Annotated in this window: 20 protein-coding genes; 13 read left to right on the top strand and 7 right to left on the bottom strand. The window is 53.2% G+C overall.

Annotated elements, in window-relative coordinates; translation table 11 throughout:
- Positions 1–4: 4 nt before the first annotated feature.
- From sctE to KHS78_RS06750, 5 genes are all read right to left on the bottom strand, one after another.
- On the bottom strand, positions 5–1,843 hold the full coding sequence (gene sctE, locus KHS78_RS06770) for a type III secretion system translocon subunit SseC family protein (protein WP_211826482.1): 1,839 nt from the start codon (positions 1,841–1,843) through the stop codon (positions 5–7).
- 5 nt (positions 1,844–1,848) lie between these two features.
- Positions 1,849–2,331 (bottom strand): SycD/LcrH family type III secretion system chaperone, encoded by a 483-nt coding sequence (locus tag KHS78_RS06765; RefSeq protein ID WP_211826479.1) that lies wholly within the window; start codon positions 2,329–2,331, stop codon positions 1,849–1,851.
- A 27-nt stretch (positions 2,332–2,358) separates the two neighbouring features.
- Positions 2,359–2,985, bottom strand: a complete 627-nt coding sequence (locus KHS78_RS06760) for a hypothetical protein (protein ID WP_211826477.1) — start codon at positions 2,983–2,985, stop codon at positions 2,359–2,361.
- A gap of 49 nt (positions 2,986–3,034) precedes the next feature.
- Positions 3,035–5,752 (bottom strand): hypothetical protein, encoded by a 2,718-nt coding sequence (locus KHS78_RS06755; protein WP_211826475.1) that lies wholly within the window; start codon positions 5,750–5,752, stop codon positions 3,035–3,037.
- A gap of 509 nt (positions 5,753–6,261) precedes the next feature.
- Entirely contained in the window at positions 6,262–6,672 is a 411-nt protein-coding gene (locus tag KHS78_RS06750) for a CBS domain-containing protein (RefSeq protein WP_211826473.1), read from the bottom strand.
- A gap of 160 nt (positions 6,673–6,832) precedes the next feature.
- On the opposite strand from KHS78_RS06750, the gene ppa reads away from it, so the two are divergent.
- The 12 genes from ppa to KHS78_RS06690 all read left to right on the top strand — a co-directional run bounded on the left by ppa (position 6,833) and on the right by KHS78_RS06690 (position 21,420).
- Positions 6,833–7,363: an inorganic diphosphatase gene (ppa, locus tag KHS78_RS06745; RefSeq protein ID WP_211826465.1), complete on the top strand. Its 531-nt coding sequence runs from the start codon at positions 6,833–6,835 to the stop codon at positions 7,361–7,363.
- A gap of 154 nt (positions 7,364–7,517) precedes the next feature.
- Positions 7,518–9,371, top strand: coding sequence for a protein-disulfide reductase DsbD (gene dsbD, locus KHS78_RS06740; RefSeq protein WP_343216885.1), 1,854 nt, complete (start codon positions 7,518–7,520; stop codon positions 9,369–9,371).
- A 252-nt stretch (positions 9,372–9,623) separates the two neighbouring features.
- Entirely contained in the window at positions 9,624–10,064 is a 441-nt protein-coding gene (gene aroQ / locus KHS78_RS06735) for a type II 3-dehydroquinate dehydratase (RefSeq protein WP_211826461.1), read from the top strand.
- A 164-nt stretch (positions 10,065–10,228) separates the two neighbouring features.
- The gene (gene accB, locus KHS78_RS06730; protein ID WP_211826459.1) at positions 10,229–10,705 is read left to right on the top strand and encodes an acetyl-CoA carboxylase biotin carboxyl carrier protein; all 477 of its coding nucleotides are present in this window, start codon (positions 10,229–10,231) and stop codon (positions 10,703–10,705) included.
- Positions 10,706–10,722: 17 nt separating this feature from the next.
- On the top strand, positions 10,723–12,063 hold the full coding sequence (gene accC / locus KHS78_RS06725; protein ID WP_211826457.1) for an acetyl-CoA carboxylase biotin carboxylase subunit: 1,341 nt from the start codon (positions 10,723–10,725) through the stop codon (positions 12,061–12,063).
- Between the two features lie 159 nt (positions 12,064–12,222).
- Positions 12,223–13,101 carry a 50S ribosomal protein L11 methyltransferase gene (gene prmA, locus KHS78_RS06720; protein WP_211826455.1) on the top strand — a complete coding sequence of 293 codons (879 nt, stop codon included), beginning with the start codon at positions 12,223–12,225 and terminating at the stop codon, positions 13,099–13,101.
- A 78-nt stretch (positions 13,102–13,179) separates the two neighbouring features.
- A complete protein-coding gene (locus KHS78_RS06715) occupies positions 13,180–14,253 on the top strand; it encodes a DUF3426 domain-containing protein (protein ID WP_211826453.1) in 1,074 nt (357 codons plus the stop codon).
- 202 nt (positions 14,254–14,455) lie between these two features.
- Positions 14,456–15,445 carry a tRNA dihydrouridine synthase DusB gene (gene dusB / locus KHS78_RS06710; RefSeq protein ID WP_211826450.1) on the top strand — a complete coding sequence of 330 codons (990 nt, stop codon included), beginning with the start codon at positions 14,456–14,458 and terminating at the stop codon, positions 15,443–15,445.
- The gene (gene fis, locus KHS78_RS06705; protein WP_211826449.1) at positions 15,442–15,750 is read left to right on the top strand and encodes a DNA-binding transcriptional regulator Fis; all 309 of its coding nucleotides are present in this window, start codon (positions 15,442–15,444) and stop codon (positions 15,748–15,750) included. The genes dusB and fis overlap by 4 nt, the downstream gene beginning before the upstream one ends.
- Before the next feature lie 158 nt (positions 15,751–15,908).
- Positions 15,909–17,495: a bifunctional phosphoribosylaminoimidazolecarboxamide formyltransferase/IMP cyclohydrolase gene (gene purH / locus KHS78_RS06700; protein WP_211826652.1), complete on the top strand. Its 1,587-nt coding sequence runs from the start codon at positions 15,909–15,911 to the stop codon at positions 17,493–17,495.
- A gap of 134 nt (positions 17,496–17,629) precedes the next feature.
- The gene (purD, locus tag KHS78_RS06695; protein ID WP_211826447.1) at positions 17,630–18,916 is read left to right on the top strand and encodes a phosphoribosylamine--glycine ligase; all 1,287 of its coding nucleotides are present in this window, start codon (positions 17,630–17,632) and stop codon (positions 18,914–18,916) included.
- A gap of 104 nt (positions 18,917–19,020) precedes the next feature.
- Positions 19,021–21,420 (top strand): response regulator, encoded by a 2,400-nt coding sequence (locus KHS78_RS06690; RefSeq protein ID WP_211826445.1) that lies wholly within the window; start codon positions 19,021–19,023, stop codon positions 21,418–21,420.
- Between the two features lie 20 nt (positions 21,421–21,440).
- Here KHS78_RS06690 and hemE read toward each other — a convergent pair whose 3' ends face one another.
- Positions 21,441–22,511: a uroporphyrinogen decarboxylase gene (hemE, locus tag KHS78_RS06685; protein WP_211826443.1), complete on the bottom strand. Its 1,071-nt coding sequence runs from the start codon at positions 22,509–22,511 to the stop codon at positions 21,441–21,443.
- Between the two features lie 229 nt (positions 22,512–22,740).
- On the opposite strand from hemE, the gene KHS78_RS06680 reads away from it, so the two are divergent.
- Complete coding sequence (locus tag KHS78_RS06680; protein ID WP_211826441.1) at positions 22,741–23,115, top strand: RidA family protein; 375 nt, start codon at positions 22,741–22,743, stop codon at positions 23,113–23,115.
- 55 nt (positions 23,116–23,170) lie between these two features.
- On the opposite strand, the gene KHS78_RS06675 is transcribed toward KHS78_RS06680, so the two are convergent.
- Positions 23,171–23,743, bottom strand: a complete 573-nt coding sequence (locus tag KHS78_RS06675; protein ID WP_211826439.1) for a hypothetical protein — start codon at positions 23,741–23,743, stop codon at positions 23,171–23,173.
- Positions 23,744–23,770 lie beyond the last annotated feature (27 nt).

Here is a 23,770-nt window from a genome sequence, read left to right as displayed (position 1 = left end):
CCGATCAGATATGACTGATAATGGAACCCTTGGTATCCAGTGCTGATTTCAGGGTATCTGACGCTATTTGCTGACCCGACGTCAGCTGCTCATAAATCTCCCTGATATTTTCCATTAATGTTTCCATGAGGAACTGGAGTCGCGCCAGCCGCGCCATATCCTCTTTAGCATCCGCACCGAAATCGGCGGCATCTTTTTTCACGATTGTGGACTTGATCTCAACGCCGCCCTGAGCCGTCATAGTTGCCCCCTGGACAAATTGAGCACTGTGACGGCCATAGTGTGCAATTTTATACATCGCTCCCATCTTAACTTCACGGGTCATTTCTTGAGCAGCATTCTGACCAATTCTCTTGATTGCGTTGTTACTTAAGCTATTTCTGGCAGTATTGGTAATCTGATTCACCGTGGGTTGCATCTGCTGCTGCGTCATCCCTCTGACAGTGGCTTTGGTTGAGGCTTTGACGGCTTCATTGATAACCGAATCTGTGACTTTCTTAGCGGCTTTCTCCGCCGCTTTCTGGGTAGACCGGAACACGATTTCCTTGGCCATTGGCTTCATGCCTTCAGTAATCGCGGCTTCTGCCGTTTCCCGGGCAACCCGCTCCGCAACCTTTTTCGACGCTTCCCGTGCAGCAGCCTTAATCACATCATCAGTAGCGCCTTTAGCGGCCTCTTTCAACGCAGCCTTGGCAGCTTCCTTGGCGGCTGTTTTCGCTGTGGTTTCTGCCGCCGTTCGGGCTGCCTGTGAAGCAACCGTTGTTGCCCCAGAGCCTGCCGTTGTCGCCAGACCAGCACCGAGTGACAGTATCGCAGCCAACACGGTCAGAGAGATACTTACTGCTAATGCGGCCTTTTCATCTTTGATCACTTTCGTTTCACTGATAACCATGGAGGCAGTCATCACAGCTGCCGCTGCGAATAACAGGGCGCCGGCAGCCTGGGCTCCCGGAGTAATAATGGTTGCAGCGGCAATAACATAGGTAACCAGCAGAGCAATAATACTGAGCGCCTGAATCAGTGGCCCCAGCTTTTTAGCTTCACGCAATTTTTCCAATTGCTTGAACAACTTGTCCATGCGATTTTCATGGGTCTGCTGTTGCCTGAGCTTATTGGCCTGAATCGTCTCCGAATCAAACTTGATGCGGTTATCCTGCAGTTTGGTCTGTACCTCCATCAACCACCTGGCGGCATCCTCCACATCGCCGGTCAATATCGCATTGAAGGCTTTGGTGGCAGTGGCCTTAATGTCATCCATCAGCTCTTTAGGGGCGCTCTCAATCGCTCCCACATGCGCCATGACATCCAGTGCCGTATCTGACAGCGTTTTAACGCTCTTAGGCTCAATGGCCTGGAAATGTGCAATATCATCTTGTGCCAGCTGTCCCAGTGCCGGCAGGTCAGCCTTGCCGGGGTTGGCAATCTGCTGTTTGACCGCTTCAGCCAAAACGTTCTGTCGGCGAATTCGTGACTTGGCATGCTTCTGCCCCGTTACAACCTCGCCTTCTTCTGTGCCTGTCGCGACTTCACCTTCATCCAAATCATCCTGAAGCCCTGTAAACAGCTCGCCCAGTGCTTCATAAGGATTGATATTTTTCAGGCTGCCATCCACCTCCTGCAACATCCGGGGTGTTGTATCAGCCGCTGTCAGCCGCGGGGGAGGCAGTGCAATCTTTCTCTCGGCCGCCTTCCCATCAACGGATCGGCGCCCCTGATGCGATACTGAGTTGGCATCAGCAAACCCTCGACCAACCACTTCTTTGGCATTTTCTGTTCCGTCCAGCGGTATATTATTCGCTGACTGCGACGCCGCTGTGGAATCTACCCTGATCCCATCTGCCATAGTGACTACTCTCCATCCTTAAGGCTATCCAGTATGCCCTGGGCACGCTGCTTCTCGTCCTGCCACTGCGCTTGATCCCCTGCCCAGTCCACCGCCGCCTGGTACGCAACACAGGCAGCTTCTGAATCACCGGCAGCCAGATGACAATCGCCGATATAGAGCATCGCCTGTGGATCAGTGGTATCTATCGCACAGACATAACCAAAGACTTCAATCGCTCTGTCGTATTCCTTTTGCATTAACAAACAGGCGCCGAGCCCCAGAAAATATTTCTTGCAATAGTGGTCATAGAAACAGAGAAACTGGAACACTTTGATGGCATCGTCGTATTTACCACCTTCATAGAGGTTATAGGCAACGCTATAAATCGCCTCCATGGAGTCTTCACTCATATCCTTCAGATCTTTGAAGGTACCGCCTCGACTCAGGAAATCCGACAGCATGCCTTCATAATCACCCGCGCTAAAATCCTGTTGTTCTGTTTCCACGGCCTGTCCTCCATGACAAAAGTATTATCAAATATTTTTAATAAGGTTGTCGGCTGTCCGATAGTACTTGGCGACAAACTGGGACATCATTTCAAAGGTCTGGTTAAATTTACCGGATGTCGATTGCAGCTTGGTCATATCTAACTGAGAGGTGCTGGTCAGACTTTCGGTGAAGCCTTTCATATTTTCAATGGCAAGATCCCACTGAGCGGAATTCAGGTTGTAGGTTTTATTAGGGTCTATCTTTGCACCTTTTTTTTCCCATGCGATATCATTATCGTGAAAGAACTTCTTCACTTCATCCGGCATCTGCGTTTTAACGCTTTCCTTGGAACCGGATTTAGCTGCGCGGGCCTTGGCGAGAATCTGATTCGATTCCTTCAGCTTGTCATTCTTTTTCCGGACTTCCTGCACCTGCTCCCTAAGGGTTTCTTCGAGAATTTCTGCACGTTCACTCATAATGGCGAGCATCAATGCATCAAGACTTGCCACACTGAGGAAGTTGACATTTTTTGACGCCCCCGCTGCCTGATTGATCAGCTGAACAGATTTTTTCATCATCTGCTGACCATTCATGGGACGTTTGTTATTGGCTGCCTGCGCCATTTGATCCTGCTGGTTCACTTGCGATGCAGATATCAGTTTTCCTGACACGGTTCAGCCCTCCTGCTGAATTAAATAAACATTAGCGGTATAACGACTTTCAATTACGTACGTCAATTAATCTTGCTGCTGAAAAACATGCGTCACGAAATTCGTTCAAGCGAACAACATCATTTTGCTGTTGCTCTGCGGCTAATGCATTTAGCATCTCCCTTACAAATTTCTCCTGTTCAGGAGTCAGTTTGCTGTTCCATAAAAACACTGCATCACCCTCTTCTTTCCTTGCTTCTTTAGCTCTCTCGTACATAGCAGAAGGTGCCATTGAAACCCCCTCCTCAGAAGAGACATCAAGCACATTTGCATGACCCTTATCCGTGGGGCTATGTGCACTGGACTTCACATCATTACTCAATAAATTTTCTACTTCGCTTAATAGGGTTTCTACTTCATTATCTGCAACAACTCCATTATCAAAACGACCACTATCACCAATGGGCGGACCCCAAGGTACATTTTGTGTATTGACACTAAAGTCTTCTGGCTTACGTGGACCGCCTGTTTCCCTCAGCGTGACTTTTGGGCCGCCTTGATTGGCCTTAAACTCTTCCGGTTTCCGCGGGCCACCTGTTTTTCTCAAACCGCTATCATCATCTTCCATATCTAAATATGGACGGTATCCGGACATCACAGATGAAGCATCCTTGCCGCCGGTTTGAGAGCTTTGTGGATGTAGCCCGGTTTCTCCTGAGTCTTGCCCTGTATCATCAATCAACAAAGCGTTTACATCACTCAATAAATCATCTACTTCATTCTCATCGACTACCATATCGTCGAAACGGCCACCCTTATCAATGGGCGAGTCCCAGGGTTCTTCCTGCTTAGGCTTAAACTCTTCCGCTTTCCGCGAACCACCTGTCTCTCTCAGCGTGACTTCTGGGCCGCCTTGATTGACCTTAAACTCTTCCGGTTTCCGCGGGCCACCTGTTTCCCTCAGCGCGACTTCCGGGCCGCCTTGATTGGCCTTAAACTCTTCCGGTTTCCGCGGGCCACCTGTTTCTCTCAGCGTGACTTCTGGGCCGCCTTGATTGACCTTAAACTCTTCCGGTTTCCGCGGGCCACCTGTTTCTCTCAGCGTGACTTCTGGGCCGCCTTGATTGACCTTAAACTCTTCCGGTTTCCGCGGACCACCTGTTTTTCTCAAACCGCTATCATCATCTTCCATATCTAAATATGGACGGTATCTGGACATCACAGATGAAGCATCCTTGCCGCCGGTTTGAGAGCTTTGTGGATGTAGCCCGGTTTCTCCTGAGTCTTGCCCTGTATCATCAATCAACAAAGCGTTTACATCACTCAATAAATCATCTATTTCATTCTCATCGACTACCATATCGTCGAAACGGCCACCCTTATCAATGGGCGAGTCCCAGGGTTCTTCCTGCTTGGGCTTAAACTCTTCCGCTTTCCGCGAACTACCTGTCTCTCTCAGCGTGACTTCTGGGCCGCCTTGATTGACCTTAAACTCTTCCGGTTTCCGCGGGCCACCTGTTTCTCTCAGCGTGACTTCTGGGCCGCCTTGATTGACCTTAAACTCTTCCGGTTTCCGCGGACCACCTGTTTTTCTCAAACCGCTATCATCATCTTCCATATCTAAATATGGACGGTATCTGGACATCACAGATGAAGCATCCTTGCCGCCGGTTTGAGAGCTTTGTGGATGTAGCCCGGTTTCTCCTGAGTCTTGCCCTGTATCATCAATCAACAAAGCGTTTACATCACTCAATAAATCATCTATTTCATTCTCATCGACTACCATATCGTCGAAACGGCCACCCTTATCAATGGGCGAGTCCCAGGGTTCTTCCTGCTTGGGCTTAAACTCTTCCGCTTTCCGCGAACTACCTGTCTCTCTCAGCGTGACTTCTGGGCCGCCTTGATTGACCTTAAACTCTTCCGGTCTCCGCGGACCACCTGTTTCTCTCAGCGTGACTTCTGGGCCGCCTTGATTGACCTTAAACTCTTCCGGTTTCCGCGGGCCACCTGTTTCCCTCAGCGTGACTTCTGGGCCGCCTTGATTGACCTTAAACTCTTCCGGTTTCCGCGGACCACCTGTTTCTCTCAGCGTGACTTCTGGACCGCCTTGATTGACCTCAAATTCATTCGGCTCTCGCGGACCACCTGCTTTTCTAAGCTTGGGCCACGTTGAACTATCACCGGCTTGTTCAACGCGCGGTGTAGAAAATCCGGAGTTCTCTTTTCTTCGGACCTCTGCAGGAGAGAGAGGATTCTCCTCAACAGCGGGAGGAACTTTATTACTTTCTTCAGTTCTTGAAGATTGATTATTGTCATTATTATTCTGGGTCGAATTATTATTTGCTGGGTCATTGTTATTAACATTCTGTGCACTGAAGTCATCATTTAAAAAAATAAATGCAACCAATGTGGCAAGAAGTAGTATCCCAAAGACAGGTAACAGTTCTGGTAAAACAATTGACAACCCGATCCCAACAGTTATAAACGCACTAAATGCAAGAATGCTTTTAGCGTTTTTCTTAAAAAATTTTGCTACGCTCTTAAACCAGCCATCTACCTGTTCAATATCATCTACGGCCTGCTGTCTTTGGTCTGGAGACAGATTCTTTTCATCAAGATGAGCCAGCATATCCTGTTTTTGTTTTGGCGTCAGTTCTCCCTTCACTTCTACTGTGTAAGGTTGAGGAGTAGTGCTATCACCTTCCGAACCATGATTTGAAACTTCTTCACTTCTATCAACACTTCTTGACGAACTTCCCGTGTAGCTACCAGGAATCCCAACCATCTGTGACGAAGCAGACGCGGGAGTAACAGAATGCCCAAATATACCTGGCTTTCGCTCAAGCCCATCCATATCAGGTCCAAGCGATCGATCACTCCCTGAATTACTAGAGACTCTTGAATATCTTCCGGGTCCCCCCGTGCCACCTGATTCCATCTTTTATTCCGTTTCTAAGAACAAGTATTCCTATTAGGACATATATAAAGAGCTTAGTTGATAGGAAAATAGTCGAAAAAAAACACCCCACTCCTATTAAAGGTGCGATAAAAAAAACAATAAGAATCGCAAAACATTATTAAAACTTAATATTTTTCCTGATTACCATCATTCATCAGCCACTGTAGAGACGAATGCTCTAAAAGCCTTGATGGACTGGAGATAAGAGCTGCTGATTCAATTTTTAGATGTCAGTGCGAAGATACTTATGCGCCATCTATCCCACGTAGAATCTGGAAGTCTCGAAAAATAGCTGAAGAATGGTGGTAATCAGGATATTTTTTATTCTATTCGATTTAAGCAGCAGGCTTTTCATAGAATTCGAGCACAGCACGCATCAAATCCTTTGGACTCAGAATACCCACCAAACGCCCCTGTTCATCCAGAACCGGCACTCTCACGGCCCGCTGCTTCATAAACCGCTCATAAACATCCAGTACACTATCTTCTTCCCCCGCGCTCATGACACTCGCCGTCATATATTCCGAAACCAACCCGAAATCCTGAGAGTAATAGCTACTGGTTAACGTAGCAGAGAGGCAATCCGATTCCGACAAAATACCGACCAATTTATGGTTAGAATCCAAGACCGGAGCCGCTGTGATCTTGTGTTTGAGCAATATTCGTATTGCCTCTACCACTTCCATCTCAGGTACCAATGCCACTACCCGTCGGGTCATGCAGTCGGCCACGGTAATTGATCGCATACTTGCTTCCTCACAGTTGGAATACTTTTTTCCCCTTTAGTTCCGTATAGCTGCCCCCGGCGTGATTGGCAAACTCCACGAAATCAGGGGGGCTGGCCTGCATCCCCTTCACCCCTTATAATTGCCGGCTTTATTGATACTGCGCATTTAAGGTAAGTACATGAGCTTTGAGCAGATTCCTGCGGGTAAAGATATCCCCAACGATTTCAACGTCATCATTGAAATCCCGGCCAACAGTGATCCGGTCAAGTATGAAATTGACAAGGATTCCGACGCGGTGTTTGTTGACCGTTTTATGGCTACCCCCATGTTTTACCCGGCTAACTACGGCTACATCCCCCAGACGCTGGCGGATGACGGCGACCCCATCGACGTGTTGGTCGTTACCCCTTACCCGGTGATCCACGGCTCTGTCATTCGCTGCCGTGCCGTTGGCGTTCTGAACATGACCGACGAGAAAGGCGAAGACGTCAAACTGCTGGCGGTTCCCCATGACAAGCTGACCCCCCTGTACAAGGATGTGAAGGATTACCGTGACCTGCCCGAGCTGCTGGTCCGTCAGATCCAGCATTTCTTTGAGAACTACAAGGATCTGGAAGAAGGCAAGTGGGTCAAAGTGGAATCCTGGGAAGGCCCTGAAGCTGCCCGGGAAGCTATCGTCCAGTCGGTTGAAGCTTACCAGAAAGCCTGATCATCGTTTGAGCCGGGCTTTCGTCCGGCTCACTCTCCCTGCAATACCCCACCGCACGCCCCATTGATTAAAGCCACTTATCCCTGCGGGATTGCCATTATCTCCTGTTACGGACGACAATGAATAAATCTGGCTCATCAGTTAAATACCAATAATGTCTGTCCAAACTATGCAAACGCTTTTTCGACCGTTTATTTTACTGCTCATCCTCGTGTCCCAGTCTGTCATGGCAACGGGACTGCAGACACTGCTCGGACAGACAACCGATAACGACTTTTTGCCGGTAGAAGAAGCATTCCAGCTGAATGGCTACCACACGGGCGAGGAGGCGGTCCTACAGTTCACCGTCACGCCGGGGCATTATCTCTACCGCCACATGTTCCGATTCCAGGCCGTTGACAGCAATACCAAGCTGGGAAATCCGGTTCTGCCTGACGGCATTGTCAAATTCGACCCCTACCAGCAGACCGAGCTGGAGACATATCCCGAAGACATAGAGATTCGGTTACCGATAGACACCCGTGAAACCCTGCCGGAAATTGCCGTTACCTTTCAGGGCTGCGCCGATGCAGGGCTGTGTTATCCACCACATACGACCAACCTGATTTTGATCAGCGAAAAAACGCCAACCGGTGAGACCAAATCCTCTACGACCGCAACGCCACCCGTGATGACAACAGAAACCCGACAGGACACATTTCTGGCCTCATTATTGACTGGCAACAGCCTCTGGTCTGTCATTACCCTGTTCTTTTTTGGCGGTCTGGCGCTGACGTTCACTCCCTGTGTACTGCCGATGATCCCCATTCTCTCGACCGTCGTCATTGGGAAAACCAGCAATCGTCTGCGCATTATCCTGCTAACTATCTGCTATGTGCTCAGCATGTCCATCACCTTTGCCCTGGCCGGCATGTTGATGGGTTATTTCGGCGCCAGCCTTAACCTGCAGGCGAAACTGCAATCTCCCTGGATTCTCGTGCCCTTCGCACTGCTGTTTGCGGTACTGGCGCTGGCCATGTTTGGCCTGTTTGAACTGCAGTTACCGGAAAAACTGCGCGACAAATTGCTCAAGGCCGACCAGTCCGCGGGCGAGAAACGGGGGGGCACTTACCTGGGAGCGGTATTGATGGGTGTTTTTGCCACCCTGTTGGTTTCACCGTGTGTTTCAGCGCCGCTGGCCGGGGCGCTGATTTACATCAGCAGCACCTCCGACATTACCCTGGGCGGTACTGCACTGTTCAGTCTGGGTCTTGGCATGGGAACACCGCTGCTGCTGCTTGGCATCGGTGGCAGCACACTACTTCCGAAAAGCGGGGCATGGATGAACGGCGTCAAGGCCGTTTTTGGCGTTTTGATGCTGGGTGTTGCGGTCTGGCTGCTCGAACGCATCATTCCAGCGCCTTTGACCCTGCTGCTATGGGGCAGTCTGCTGATTGGCTCTGCGGTTTATCTCGGCGCCCTGGATTTTAACCAGCGCAAAGGCTGGAACGCCTTGCAACAGGTCATTGGCATACTGCTGCTGATTTACGGCACCGCACTTTTTATTGGCGGTATAAAAGGTAATGCGGACCCTCTTCGCCCGCTTGCGCCAGAGACGATTGCACCGTCCCCTGGCACCACACTCAGCAATACAACACATCCCAGCTTTCAAACCATTAGCACGCTGAGCGAGCTGGAAGCGGCAAAAGCACAGGCCATACTGGACAACCGCCCCCTTCTTCTGGATTTTTACGCCGACTGGTGCATCTCTTGCAAAGTGATTGAGCGCGAGGTACTGGCCAACCCCGATATTGCCAAACGGCTGCAAGCCTTCAGCACCATTCGGATGGATATCACCCGAAATACACCGGAGCAGACCCAGCTACTGAACCAGTACCAACTGTTTGGGCCGCCCGCATTCCTGTTTTTTGACCGGGATGGCCAGGAAATCACCCCTCTGCGCTTACAGGGCGAGGTCACGGTTGAAGAAATGGCCGCACTGCTTGATCAAGCCCTTTCTTCCTCCTGAAGCCCCGGCTTACAGAATCAGGAAACTGTCACGAAATCCACTGTAACTTGCGGTTAACTTCCTGTAACACGCGCAAACTGGACACCCTTATTCTCATGCGGCAGAATGCTGTAATTCATCGTGATGCCAGCCATTGCTTTCCGTCATTTTTTGACTGGCATCATTCATCAATGACAAGCGCAATGCGATATTACACCCCTTGAAGCCCATGGCTTAGACAAGGGCACACGCATCGCTAAACAGGGGCGTCGAATGGCCAGCATACTTGTGCTTAACGGACCCAACCTGAATTTATTGGGAACCCGGGAACCGGATGTCTACGGCGCTGTCACCCTCGACGGCATCATTCACACCCTGACGGAACAAGCCGTGGTGGCAGGCCATCACCTGCAGGCTCTGCAGAGCAACGCCGAATACGAACTGATTGACCGCATCCACGATGCCAGCCGCCAGGGGACTGATTACATCCTCTTCAACCCTGCGGCATTTACTCATACCAGCGTGGCACTCCGAGATGCATTATTGGCGGTTAACATCCCATTTATTGAGATTCATCTGTCCAATATTCATCAGCGTGAACCCTTCCGCCATCATTCGTATTTTTCCGACATCGCCGAAGGCGTGATCTGCGGACTCGGGGCGATGGGTTATGAACTGGCTCTTAACGCCGCCATTGACCGACTGAACCGATAATACCGTTGTTAAAGAATACCCGCATTGAATCCCAACCGGATTGAATGTCATGAACGAGCGAACAGGCAGACCGGATTCCATCAGCATGTCCCACAGGCAATGGCATTCACCCTGTTCACCGTTTACCCCATTCGACAGCCAACGACCGAATACAGAGACTGAGCATGGATATCCGAAAAGTAAAAAAACTGATTGAGCTTCTCGAAGAGTCCGGTATTGATGAGCTGGAAATCCAGGAAGGCGAAGAGTCCGTCCGCATCAGCCGTTACTCTCACCGTACCGTGCCCGTGCAACAGGCCGTAGTACAGCAGCCTGCTGCGATGCCAGCCCAGTCTGCTGCGCCGGAAACAGCCCCTTCCGCACAGCAGAGTAGCAGCACACCGAAACCCGCCGAAGAACCCATGCGCGGCCACCAGGTGCTTTCCCCCATGGTAGGTTCCTTCTACCGGTCACCGTCCCCCAGCTCCGCACCGTTCGTGGAGCCTGGACAGCACGTCAAAGAAGGCGATGTCCTGTGCATTGTTGAAGCCATGAAGATGATGAACCAGATCAAGGCGGACAAATCCGGCGTGATCGAAGCCATCCTGGTTGAAAATGGGCAACCGGTAGAATACGACCAGCCGCTGTTTACCATCGTCTGACAACGGAGAGCGTATTCATGCTGGAAAAAGTCCTTATCGCCAACCGTGGCGAGATCGCCCTCCGGATCCTGCGCGCCTGCAAGGAACTGGGTATCAAAACCGTCGCGGCACACTCCAAGGCCGATGCCAACCTCATGCATGTCCGGCTGGCCGATGAAACCGTCTGTATTGGCCCCAACAGCCCGACAGAGAGCTACCTGAACATTCCTGCGATTATCAGTGCAGCGGAAGTCACCGATGCTAACGCTATCCATCCCGGCTACGGCTTCCTCGCAGAAAATGCGGATTTTGCCGAACAGGTTGAGCGCAGCGGTTTCACATTCATTGGCCCTAGCCCGGATGTCATTCGCCTGATGGGTGACAAAGTGTCGGCCATTCGCGCCATGCAGAAAGCAGGCGTCCCGACAGTCCCCGGTTCAGACGGCCCACTGACCGACGACCATGCTCGCACACTCCAGATTGCCCGTCACATTGGCTATCCAGTCATTATCAAGGCATCCGGCGGCGGCGGCGGGCGGGGGATGCGTGTCGTACATCGGGAACAGGCGCTGATCAACGCTATCGGTGTTACCCAGTCTGAAGCCCAGGCGGCCTTCAACAATGGCACGGTTTACCTGGAGAAATTCCTGGAAAACCCACGTCACGTCGAAATCCAGGTATTGGCCGACGGCCAGGGCAACGCCATTCACCTGGGTGACCGTGACTGCTCCCTGCAGCGCCGCCACCAGAAGATCATCGAAGAAGCGCCCGCCCCCGGCATCCCTGAGGAACAGCGCCAGCATATTGCGGACTGCTGCGTTAAAGCCTGTGTCGATATTGGTTACCGTGGCGCTGGTACCTTTGAGTTTCTCTACGAAAACGGTGAATTTTACTTTATTGAGATGAATACCCGTGTTCAGGTAGAGCATCCGGTATCGGAATACATCACAGGCATCGATATCGTTAAGGAACAGTTGCTCATTGCGGGCGGAGAACCTCTCTCGATCAAACAGAGCGATATCCGCTTTAATGGTCACGCCTTTGAGTGCCGGATTAACGCCGAAGACCCCAAGACTTTCATGCCATCACCAGGCCAAATAAAGCAGTTCCACGTCCCGGGTGGTAACGGCGTACGCATGGATTCCCATTTGTACAATGGCTACACCATCCCGCCCTTCTATGATTCGCTTATCGCCAAGCTGATCACCTGGGGGCCTGATCGTGATACCGCTATGGCAAGAATGCGTAACGCACTGGATGAGTTTGTGATTGAGGGGATTCGAACCAACATCCCCCTTCATCATGAACTGATGCGCGACAACGCGTTCCAGAAAGGCGGCGTCAGCATCCATTACCTGGAAAAGAAACTCGCGGAATAACAGTAAGTTACAGGACAGTCTTCACAAAGACTGTCCTGACTAACTCCCCCGCAAATAACAACCCCTCCCCTGCTATTTTGACAGCCAAAAGCAAACACTCTACCCTGCCGCCACTTCCCCACCCGGGGCTTCTATTTTCTTTCAGGTAGCTAGCACACTATGTCCTGGATACAGATCAAACTGGACTCTACCGCCGAGCAGGCTGAACATCTCGAAGACCGCCTGCTTGAACTGGGCGCCTGCGCCGTCACTCTGCAGGATGCCTGCGACCAACCCCTTTATGAACCCGAGCTGGGCACCACCCCGCTCTGGCACCAGACCCGTATTATCGGCCTGTTTGATGCGGCCACCGATATGGACTGTGTGGTTGAACAACTGAAAGAATCAGCCGCCAACCACTTCAGTGCCCACCGGATTGAGATTGTGGAAGACAAGGACTGGGAGCGGGAATGGATGGTGCACTTCCACCCCATGAAATTTGGCCAGCGACTGTGGATCTGCCCCAGCTGGAAAGACGTGCCCGACCCCGATGGCGTCAACCTGATGCTGGACCCCGGCTTGGCCTTTGGCACCGGCACCCATCCGACCACAGCCCTCTGCCTGGAGTGGCTGGAAAGCCTGGACATCGACAATCAACTGGTTGTGGATTATGGCTGCGGCTCAGGCATACTCGGCATTGCCTCTCTACTGCTTGGCGCCAGCCGTTTTGTGGGCGTCGATACCGACCCACAGGCTCTGGAAGCCTCCACCATCAACGCAGAAAGAAATCACATCAGCCACGACCGGTTTGACGTGCACTACCCGGATGCCACACCGGCTATCAAGGCCGACGTCATGGTCGCGAACATTCTGGCCGGCCCACTGACCAGTCTCGCGCCCACACTCGCAGAACTGACTCACTCCGGCGGACACCTGGCATTATCCGGCATCCTTGCAGAGCAGGCTGAGGCGGTCAGCGAGGCCTATAGCGAATGGTTTACCATGTCACCACCGGTTAACAAGGAAGGGTGGGTGCGCCTCGACGGTATTCGTAAATAAGCCGAACCCCATACAATAGTCATTCCCGGGACAAGCTGGCAAAATAGCGCCTACAGTCACAACAACAACTTGATTGTCATGGAAAGCATGCAGGCCGCCAGAAACACTTGGGTCACCCGATGCCCTAACTGCCAGACCGCGTTCCGGGTCAGCCTTAAACACCTTCAGGCCGCCCGGGGCTCTGTCCGCTGCGGCTCCTGCCTGCAGGTATTCAAGGCACCCGAACACCTGGCTTCGGGTGAGCTGCCCGATGACATTCTGGAAACCCTGGGCACCAACACAGCCACTAAACCTGAAGCCACCATCAGGCAACCAGACCCTGAACCCGAGCAAGCTGAGGATGAACTGATCCATGATCATGCCAATGCTCGGGATGAACTGGAGTTCAATGAAGAGTTTCTGAATCTGTCGCCAGACGACACAGGGGCATCAGGCCATGACATTGACCATCACGAGGACGATGAACAGCCTGACGAGTCCTGGGCTCGCAATATTCTTAGTGAGTTGGAAAAAGAGACGGGGCTACTGAAAGATACGCCATCAAAATCATCGCAATCCAGCGATGAGTCCCATGAAACGACGCAACCTGAACAAGAAAAGCCGACGGAAAAGCTTCAGTCACTGGAAGATGCCCCCGTTGCCCTGCACTACGATGCCCGCAGGCAGTGGAAGCCCATACTACTCTGGGGCAGTCTGACAGTCGCCGCTATAGTGACTCTCGCCGGGCAGCTGCTGTTTTTTAATTTCGACACATTAGCCCGTCAGGATAACTGGCGCCCCTTCTTTGCAGCGACCTGCAATCTCCTGAACTGCGAGCTCCCCGGCAAATCCGATGTCAGCCAGATCCAGACCAGCCATCTGGTGGTTCGAAGCACCAGTGACTACGAGAATGCGCTGTCGGTAGACGCCATCATCAACAACCGGGCCAGCTTCAGCCAGCCCTTCCCCCTGATTGAACTGACATTCACGAATGACCAAGGCAACGTCATGGCCAGCCGCCAGTTTGCACCGGAAGAGTACCTGGCAGGCGAACTCGCCGGCACCACCTTGATCCCTCCCGGACAGCCGGTTCACCTCTCTTTACAAATCATTGACCCTGGTCAAGAAGCAACCAATTACCAGTTGTTTTTTTACCCCAATCCTTCACCATAATCAGTAAATTCCAATCTATCACTGTATTAATGACGTCCAGCCAGCCGCCCCGTCAAGTGGTCAAACCAGTGCGCTTGCATCACTGACCAAATGGCAGTTTTGGCTTTAATCCGGTCAGCTGAACAGTTATGATAGCGCCCCCATTTACCGTTGCTTTTTTGAGCAGCCAACGCCCACATGAAGACAGAGTGAAGACCCAGCCTTGCTGACAATTGGCCCTTACGACATAGAGACCCCGGTGATCCTGGCCCCTATGGCAGGTGTTACTGACCGGCCCTTTCGCAGGCTCTGCCTGAGAATGGGCGCAGGCATGGTGGTGTCGGAGATGGTCACCTGCGACACTCGCCTGTGGAAAACCCGGAAAACCCGTCTGCGGCTGGTGCATGATGGCGAAGCAGAACCCCGCTCCGTCCAGATCGCCGGCGGTGATCCTGAGATGATGGCCGAGGCCGCCCGCCAGAATGAGGCACTGGGTGCCCAGATCATTGATATCAACATGGGTTGTCCTGCGAAGAAAGTCTGCAGCAAGGCCGCCGGTTCTGCCCTGCTGAAGGATGAGGCACTGGTTCGTGCGATTCTTGAGCGAGTAACCGCATCAGTCTCCATTCCGGTGACCCTGAAAATTCGTACCGGCTGGAACCCCGAGCACCGCAATGGCGTCACCATCGCACGTATTGCCGAAGACTGCGGCATTCAGGCGCTGGCGGTCCATGGGCGCACGCGCAGCTGCATGTACCGGGGCGAGGCGGAATACGACACGATTGCCGCCATCTGTGAAGCGATCTCCATCCCGGTGATTGCCAATGGCGATATTACTTCTGCGGAAAAAGCCAGGGCGGTGCTGGATCAGACCGGCGCTCAGGCAGTGATGGTGGGTCGAGCCGCCCAGGGGCGACCCTGGATATTCAGGGAAATCGACCATTTCCTGAAGCAGGGAACCCATCTACCCGCCCCCAAACTAGAAGAGATCCGGGATATCCTGCTGGATCACCTGGCCCAGCTCCATGAATTCTACGGGGAACTGCCCGGTGTTCGTATCGCCCGGAAGCATGTTGGCTGGTACCTTCAGGCCAACAACTGCGGCCAGTCTTTCCGCAGTGTATTTAACCGTCTGGAGAGCAGTGCTGCCCAATGCGACGGTATCAGGGAGCATTTTGAGAGATTACTTAATGGAGAGGAAATTGCGGCATGACGGCATCTGAAGCTTTAGGTCAGGACACTGCCGGCACTGACCACCGTCGCCATCTGGCCAGCCCGGTGGCGCAGGAGACCCAGACCCTGCGGGATAGTGTTGAAAAAGCGATGAACAACTATTTCGCCCACCTGGACGGACAGGATGTCACTGATGTCTACAACATGGTGCTTTCTGAAGTGGAGGCGCCACTGCTTGAAACCGTCATGACCTACGTCAAGAGCAACCAGACCCGGGCAGCCAACCTGCTGGGGCTGAACCGCGGGACACTGCGTAAAAAGCTCAAGCAGCATGGATTACTGTAAGGAGCACATCAGAAAAAGGCGGACGTATTCCGCCTTTTTCTTTATCACAGGGAACGTCAGCGAATAACAAAACAACAGATCGAGTGCATGTAATGGTTAGGGCTCCTTCCCTGAAGGACTGAAGCATTCACGGTAAAACAGCAATGAGCGAAGCAACAATGGCACAAACAACCGATATCCGTCCTGTCCGTCGTGCGTTGATCAGCGTTTCCGACAAGACCGGTATTGTTGAGTTTGCCCGGGGACTGCACGGGCTGGGCGTCGAAATTCTCTCGACAGGGGGTACCTGGCAACTGCTCAGGGATAACGATATTCCTGCTGTTGAGGTGTCTGACTACACCGGTTTTCCGGAAATGATGGATGGCCGGGTCAAAACCCTGCACCCCAAAATTCACGGCGGCATTCTGGCCCGTCGCGGACAGGATGACGCCGTAATGGAAGCCCATGGCATCCAGCCGATCGATATGGTGGTAGTCAACCTGTACCCCTTTGAGACCACCATCGCCCGGCCCGACTGCGACCTGGCAACCGCGATTGAGAATATCGATATTGGCGGCCCGACCATGGTTCGCTCCACCGCCAAAAACCACGCCTACACAGCGATTGTCGTCAACAGCAATGATTATGACGGCCTGCTGACCGAGCTGAAGGCTCAGGACGGACTGTCACAGCAGCGCCGCTTCGAGCTGGCCGTGAAAGCGTTTGAGCATACCGCCGGTTATGATGCGGCTATTGCCAATTACCTGGGCTGCCTGAATCCGGATCAGCCAGAACAGAAACAGGCTTTCCCGAATACCTTCAACCTGCAGATGGTAAAGGCGCAGGACATGCGCTACGGTGAAAACCCACACCAGAAAGCTGCGTTCTATGTAGAAAAAGCCGCGAAGGAAGCCAGCGTCTCCACGGCCCGCCAGCAGCAGGGGAAAGCGCTCTCCTTTAATAACGTGGCCGATACCGATGCTGCACTGGAATGCGTGAAAAGCTTCACCACACCGGCCTGTGTCATCGTCAAGCACGCCAATCCCTGTGGCGTAGCCACTGGCGCGGATTGCTTTGAAGCTTACAATCGCGCCTATGCGACCGATCCCACCTCAGCCTTCGGCGGCATCATCGCCTTCAACCGGGCGCTGGATGCCCAGACCGCCAAGGCGATCCTTGACCGCCAGTTTGTCGAAGTCATCATTGCACCTTCTGCACAGGACGATGCCCTGACCGCCCTGGCCGCCAAGCCGAACATCCGTGTATTGACCTGTGGTGAACTGCCACACATTGCAACACCCTGGCTGGACTTCAAGCGCGTCAACGGCGGGCTGCTGGTGCAGGATGCCGACCTGGGTCGCGTCACCGAAGAAGACCTGAAGATTGTCACTGAACGCCAGCCCACCGAAGACGAACTCCGAGACCTGGTGTTTGCCTGGAAAGTCGGCAAATTCGTCAAGTCCAATGCCATTGTCTATGCCCGTAACCAGCAGACAATAGGTATTGGCGCAGGCCAGATGAGCCGTGTCTACAGCGCCCGCATTGCCGGCATCAAGGCCGCCGATGAAGGACTGGAAGTCAAAGGGTCGGTCATGGCATCCGATGCCTTCTTCCCCTTCCGCGACGGTATTGACGCCGCAGCCAGCGCGGGTATCACCGCCGTGATTCAACCGGGCGGCTCCATGCGTGACGAAGAAGTCATTGAAGCCGCCAATGAAGCGGGTATGGCCATGGTCTTTACCGGGATGCGCCACTTCCGTCACTGATACCTGCTATTGGCAGCCATGCTCAACCCGTGCCGGTAATGATCACGTTACCCATGGCTGCCAGCGGTTCATGGGAAATCATATCAGGCTACGCCTTCGGGTAACCCGGAGGCACACAACAAGGGAAACAGGACATGAACATACTGATCATCGGCAGTGGCGGTCGCGAACATGCACTGGCCTGGAAAGCCGCGACCTCCAAGGGCGTCAACGAAGTCTATGTCGCACCCGGTAATGCGGGTAGCGCTTTGGAGCCTGGGGTCAGTAACGTCGCCATCGATGTACTCGATTTTGACCGACTGGTTGATTTTGCCAAGGACACGGGGATTGACCTGACCATCGTCGGGCCTGAAGCACCACTGGTCGCCGGCATTGTGGATCGTTTCCGTAAGGAAGGGCTGGCCATCTTCGGGCCTGACAAAGGCTCTGCACAACTCGAAGGCTCCAAGGCCTTTACCAAGGATTTCCTGGCCAGGCACAATATCCCTACCGCCGCCTATGCCAACTTCACAGAAATTGAGCCCGCCAAAGCGTATATCCGCGAACAGGGCGCGCCTATCGTCGTCAAGGCTGACGGCTTGGCTGCCGGCAAGGGCGTCATACTGGCCCAGACCGAAGAAGAAGCCATCGCCGCCGTCGAAGACATGCTCGCGGGCAATGCCTTTGGTGATGCTGGCCACCGGGTGGTTGTCGAAGAATTCCTGACCGGCGAGGAAGCCAGCTTCATTGTCATGGTGGACGGTGAAAACATCCTGCCACTGGCCACCAGCCAGGATCACAAGGCCCGTGATGACGGTGATACCGGCCCCAATACCGGCGGTATGGGCGCCTATTCGCCCGCCCCCGTCGTGACTCCGGCGCTGCACCAACGCGCCATGGAGGAAGTCATCATCCCTACCGTCAAAGGCATGGCAGCTGAAGGGCACCGTTACAGTGGATTCCTGTATGCCGGACTGATGATTGCCGCAGATGGAACGCCCAAAGTACTGGAATACAACTGCCGCTTTGGTGATCCGGAAACCCAGCCGATCCTGATGCGCCTGAAGTCCGATCTCGTTGAACTCTGCCTCGCCGGTGCGGAAGGCCGACTCAATGAAATAACGGCCGAGTGGGATCCTCAGGTTGCCCTGGGTGTGGTGATGGCCGCCGGTGGATACCCTGAAGCCTACAAGAAAGGTGACGCTATTCACGGCCTGGAAAGCACGGGCAATGCCAAGGTATTCCATGCCGGCACCCGCCTGGAAGGCGATCAGGTCACCACCCACGGCGGGCGAGTGCTATGCGTTACCGCGCTGGGGGATACTGTCGCCCAAGCACAGGAAAACGCTTATAAAGGGGTTAAATCCATTGACTGGCAGGACTGCTATTACCGGAACGACATTGGCCACCGCGCCATAGCCCGGGAACAACAGGACGCTTAATCCCTGAAGGGCGGCCAATACTGGTCGCCCCTTCCCGCTCTGGCTGCATGGGATTTTCGTGCGGCACAGGTATAATGGAATGCCGGACGTAAACGGAAGTCGCTGTGACGAAGCAAAAACAACAACCGCAGCCCCCTCAACGAATACGCCTGTTACTGCTTCTGTTGTGTGTGCTCAGCCCACTGCAGGCGATGGGTCATGCGCTCTCTGAATATGCCCTGGAGAATGCGGATGTTCTGTTCGATCGCTCTGGCAGCCTGACCCCACAGCAACTGGTTTCCAACCAATACCGCCACCGTTTTATCCCGTGGGATCGCACCAACTTCTACTTTACCCAGGACAGCACGGTCTGGCTCCGGTTCACCCTGCCAATCAGTGAAACCGCCTCTCAGCCTTATGAAATCCGGGCACTGACCTTTGGCGATGATGATATTACCTATTACCTGCACCGTGACAGAACGACGAAAGGTTCCGATGAGATCAGCGAGCTGACGTCTCACCCCCAATTCAGCCATAACCAGCACCTGATTCCCTTTGAGTACCATCCCGGCGAACAGTTGACGCTCTATGTCAGAATGCATTCGCCGTTTCACAAGCGTATCTCCGCCTGGCTTAGCAAACCCAATAATGAGCACCATGCAATCCAGCAAACTCACTGGTTTTTCGGAATCTGGGCAGGCATCAATATTGCCCTGATACTGGTCACGCTCACCCTGTTCCTGACAAGAAAGCGGGTTGATTGCCTGCAACTCTTTGGTATCAGCCTGATCTGCCTGGTCTTTCTGTTAAGTTGGCAAGGGATTCCTGCGTCATTATGGCGCCTATTTCCTGACGCGCAGAATCGTGTGCACTTTGCCAGTATCGCCGCCGGCTATGGCCTGCTATGCCTGCTTTCACGAACGCTTCTTGAAACGAGCAAGAGCCGGGCTGCAGACCGATTGCTGCTACTGATGAGTACCGGCAGCTTTGTCACCGCGCTTATCATGCTTTTTCCCGGCTATGTATTGCCGGAAAATGCCATCGTCATACTGTCGCTCATGAGCTGTGGCAGCAGCATAATTACCGGCGTGATCCGACTCTACGAGGGCTACATTGCCGCCTGGCGGTGGCTGCTGGTTGTTGTGCCCTATACCATGATTTTCATCACCTTTGTCCTGTGCCAGTTCGGTATTCTGCCGTTTGATATATGGATGATGCAGTCCACCCTGGTGTCCAGCGTACTGTTACTGGTCACCGGCCTGTCGTTGAGCTTTTTAATACGCTCCGCTGACCCGGGCTCGCGTTATGGCAATCTGGCGCCGGAATCCGACCCTCAACCCACCAATAAACCAGCCCGCCCTCTCTGGAGCTATATAGGCCACGACATCAGAACCCCAATGAATGGCATTCTGGGCATGTCTGAATTGCTGCAGAACACCTCGCTGACGCCACGACAGAAGGATTACGTCAACACCATACAGTTATCGGGGCGGGAAATGCTGAACCTGGTCAACCAGGTGGTTGATAACGTCAAGACTGAGGTGGAACCACCGCAGGCAGAATCCTTTCCTTTTGAGATCACGGAACTGGTGCAGGTCTGCATGGATCGCTACCGCTACAAATCAGAGCAGCTGGGGATTGAACTGATCAGTTTCATCCAACCCGATATGCCCGAGTTCCTCGCCGGGGATACGGAGCGTATCCGCCAGATTCTGCTGGCACTTCTGGCCTACAACTTCAATCACATCGCTGACGGCGAAATACTCCTGACGGTCAGCCCGCAGACACTCAGTGCCACAGGTGATCCAGATAACACGAAAGACCAGAAAACGCTGGCGAGATTCACCCTGAAATGCTCAGATAATGGCATTGGCTATCGGACACTTCGTCCCTATGCGGACAGCATGGCAGACACCCTGAGCGAGAATGACACCCAACCACCGGTCGGCATACTGCTTGCCCGCAACATGCTCAAAAGACTGGGTGGCAGCTTTAACCTGATGACGGACGGTCAGAACACGATTTATTGGTTCACGCTCCCCCTGACCATCCTCCCTGAACTGACACCCGACAACTCAGATGACCCAAAGGCCATCCAGCTACTAAGCAACCGCAAGGTACTGGTTGTGGACGACAATGACACCTGCCGAAAAGTACTGGTCCGGCAATGCATGCATTTGGGCCTGGATGTCTATCAAACCCGCAACGCGACTGAAGCCCTGGCCTTATTGCGGACAGAGGCCAGCCTGTCCAACCCCTTTGACCTGGCAATTCTTGATCAAAACATGCCAGGCACCAGCGGCATGCAGCTTGCCACCCGGATTGCGGATGACCCTCTCCTGAAAGACCGGCTATTGGTCATCATGCTAACAGGCAGCTCTATCCCTACGACTCAGCAGACCGAGACGTCCAGTATTCGCTGCATTCTGACCAAACCGGTCAGTAGTAAACGACTGGGGAAAGTGTTGGTGAAAGAACTCAGCCAGACTGCGAGGAAAAAAGTGTCGACTGCCACAACAATATAGTGGCAGTCTGCAAAAAGAGCTCAGGCTTCGCTGTGCCAGGCCGGCGACAGTTCATGGACAGCATCAATAAAGGCACCCGCATGGGCCGGATCAGCAAACTGATGGATACCATGACCGAGATTGAAAACATGTCCGGAACCGGAGCCGAAGGCTGTCAGAATGCGGCTGACTTCTTCCCGAATCCGCTCGGGTGAAGCATACAGTACACAGGGATCCATGTTCCCCTGCAGAGCCACTCTGTCACCTACCCGACGCCGGGCATCACCGATATCCGTTGTCCAATCCAGCCCCAGCGCATCAGCGCCAGTGTCAGCCATAGCCTCCAGCCACTGCCCGCCATTCTTGGTGAACAGGATCACGGGGACACGACGCCCTTCATGCTCCCGTATCAACCCGTTCACAATCCTTTGCATATATTGGAGTGAAAACTCCCGGTACGCACCGGATTCCAGTACGCCGCCCCAGGTATCGAAGATCTGGACTGCCTGCGCGCCATGCCGGATCTGGGCATTCAGATAGGCTGTCACAGTATCCGCCAGCCTGGCCAGCAACTCATGGAGCAGTGCGGGCTGATCGTAGAGCATTGCCTTGATGATCCTGAAGTCACGGGTACTGCCACCCTCAACCATATAGGTCGCCAGCGTCCAGGGACTGCCAGAGAAGCCGATCAGCGGAACCCGGCCATCCAACGCCTTGCGGATGGTGCGAACAGCGCCCATGACATAATCCAGTGACTGCTCAACATCCACAATTTCCAGACGGTCTACATCCTCAGCAGTACGTACCGGATGACGGAAACGTGGACCCTCCCCCGTTTCAAAGTAAAGCCCGAGCCCCATGGCATCCGGAATCGTCAGGATATCGGAAAAGAGGATGGCGGCATCCAGCGGATAGCGCTCCAGTGGCTGCAGGGTCACTTCACAGGCCAGCTCGGGATTCTTGCAGAGGGACAGGAAATCCCCCGCCCGGCTGCGACTTTCCCGGTATTCAGGCAGATAACGGCCCGCCTGTCGCATCATCCATACCGGCGTTCGGTCAACCGGTTCTCCCAGCAGCGCCCGCAGCAGACGATCATTCTTGAGTGCTGTCATGTCAAATCCATACGGCAGTAACAAGACAGCAACTATACCAACAAACCCGTACGATGCTACGTTCTCTCTGCTATAAACAGGTGGCACCGGCAAAATGATTGAAAGCTAAACTCCACTCCCTTGACCAGAATCAAAAATACTTGAACAACCCGCACTAGAATTCAACCACTCATCGAGAGGCTGCTTCGAGCCAGCCCGTCCAGATTGATCAAAAGGTATACAGACCACCATGAAACAAGTCATCGAAACCAATGATGCACCGCCTGCTATCGGCCCTTACTCCCAAGCTATGCGCTTCAACGGCGTGATCATGACCTCCGGCCAGCTGCCTATCAACGCTGAAACCGGCGAAATGCCCGAAGACATCAAGGCGCAGGCCCGTCAATCCCTGGAAAACGTCAAAGCCATCCTGGAAACTGCTGGCTCCAGCATGGATCGCGTTATGAAAACGACGGTTTATCTGAAAGATATGAATGACTTCTCTGATGTCAACGAAGTCTACAAGCAGTACTTCTCCCTGCCTTTTCCTGCCCGTAGCTGTGTTGAAGTCGCCCGCCTACCCAAGGATGCGCGCGTCGAGATCGAAGTGATCGCCGACTGCTGATAAAAAAAGAGAGCCTCTGCTCTCTTTTTTTATCGTTTGCAGTTTGTGAGCGGGACTAATCCAGCAGGAAGTCCCGTGCCCCTTCAATGGGGCCTAGTGGATTTTTCCTGGTGCCATGCTCAAGGAAGATAGGCACTCCACTCCAGATTTTATAAGCCACCACGTCATCGACCAAAACCACCACCGCGCGGAACTCCCAACCACTGACTTCGGTTTCTTTCCTGAAATTCAGCAGATCCAGCGCCGCGTTACCATAGCGACGCTTCTTGCGGTAACGGGGATAGGCCTCTATCGCATAACAGTTGTCACGCTGCTCAATACAGCGTCTTACGCCATGATCCAGACGGTCAATCCCAATCGTTGGGTTCGGCATGAAGATTTTGATGACATCAAGATACGTGAGGCGGCGTACATTGGGCGTTCGGAAAGGGTCGAATCCGAGTTTGGTCAGTGCCTTGAAGTCTGTCCGACCAATGATGATGCTGTCGTACGCCTTCTTGGCTTCTTCGAAAGTCTTCCACGCGGTGAACGTTCTATTCTGGTTACTGGGCAAGACAGATGCACACCCCGCAATGAACAGTACGCCTAATGCTCCCAGTGTAATTCCGATTTTCCTGCCAACAGCCATAATTACATCCCTGTACAATCCGGAGAC

This window comes from Kistimonas asteriae, from assembly GCF_018263925.1.
Taxonomy (GTDB): domain Bacteria; phylum Pseudomonadota; class Gammaproteobacteria; order Pseudomonadales; family Endozoicomonadaceae; genus Kistimonas; species Kistimonas asteriae.
This window is presented reverse-complemented; position numbering and strand designations above follow the sequence as displayed.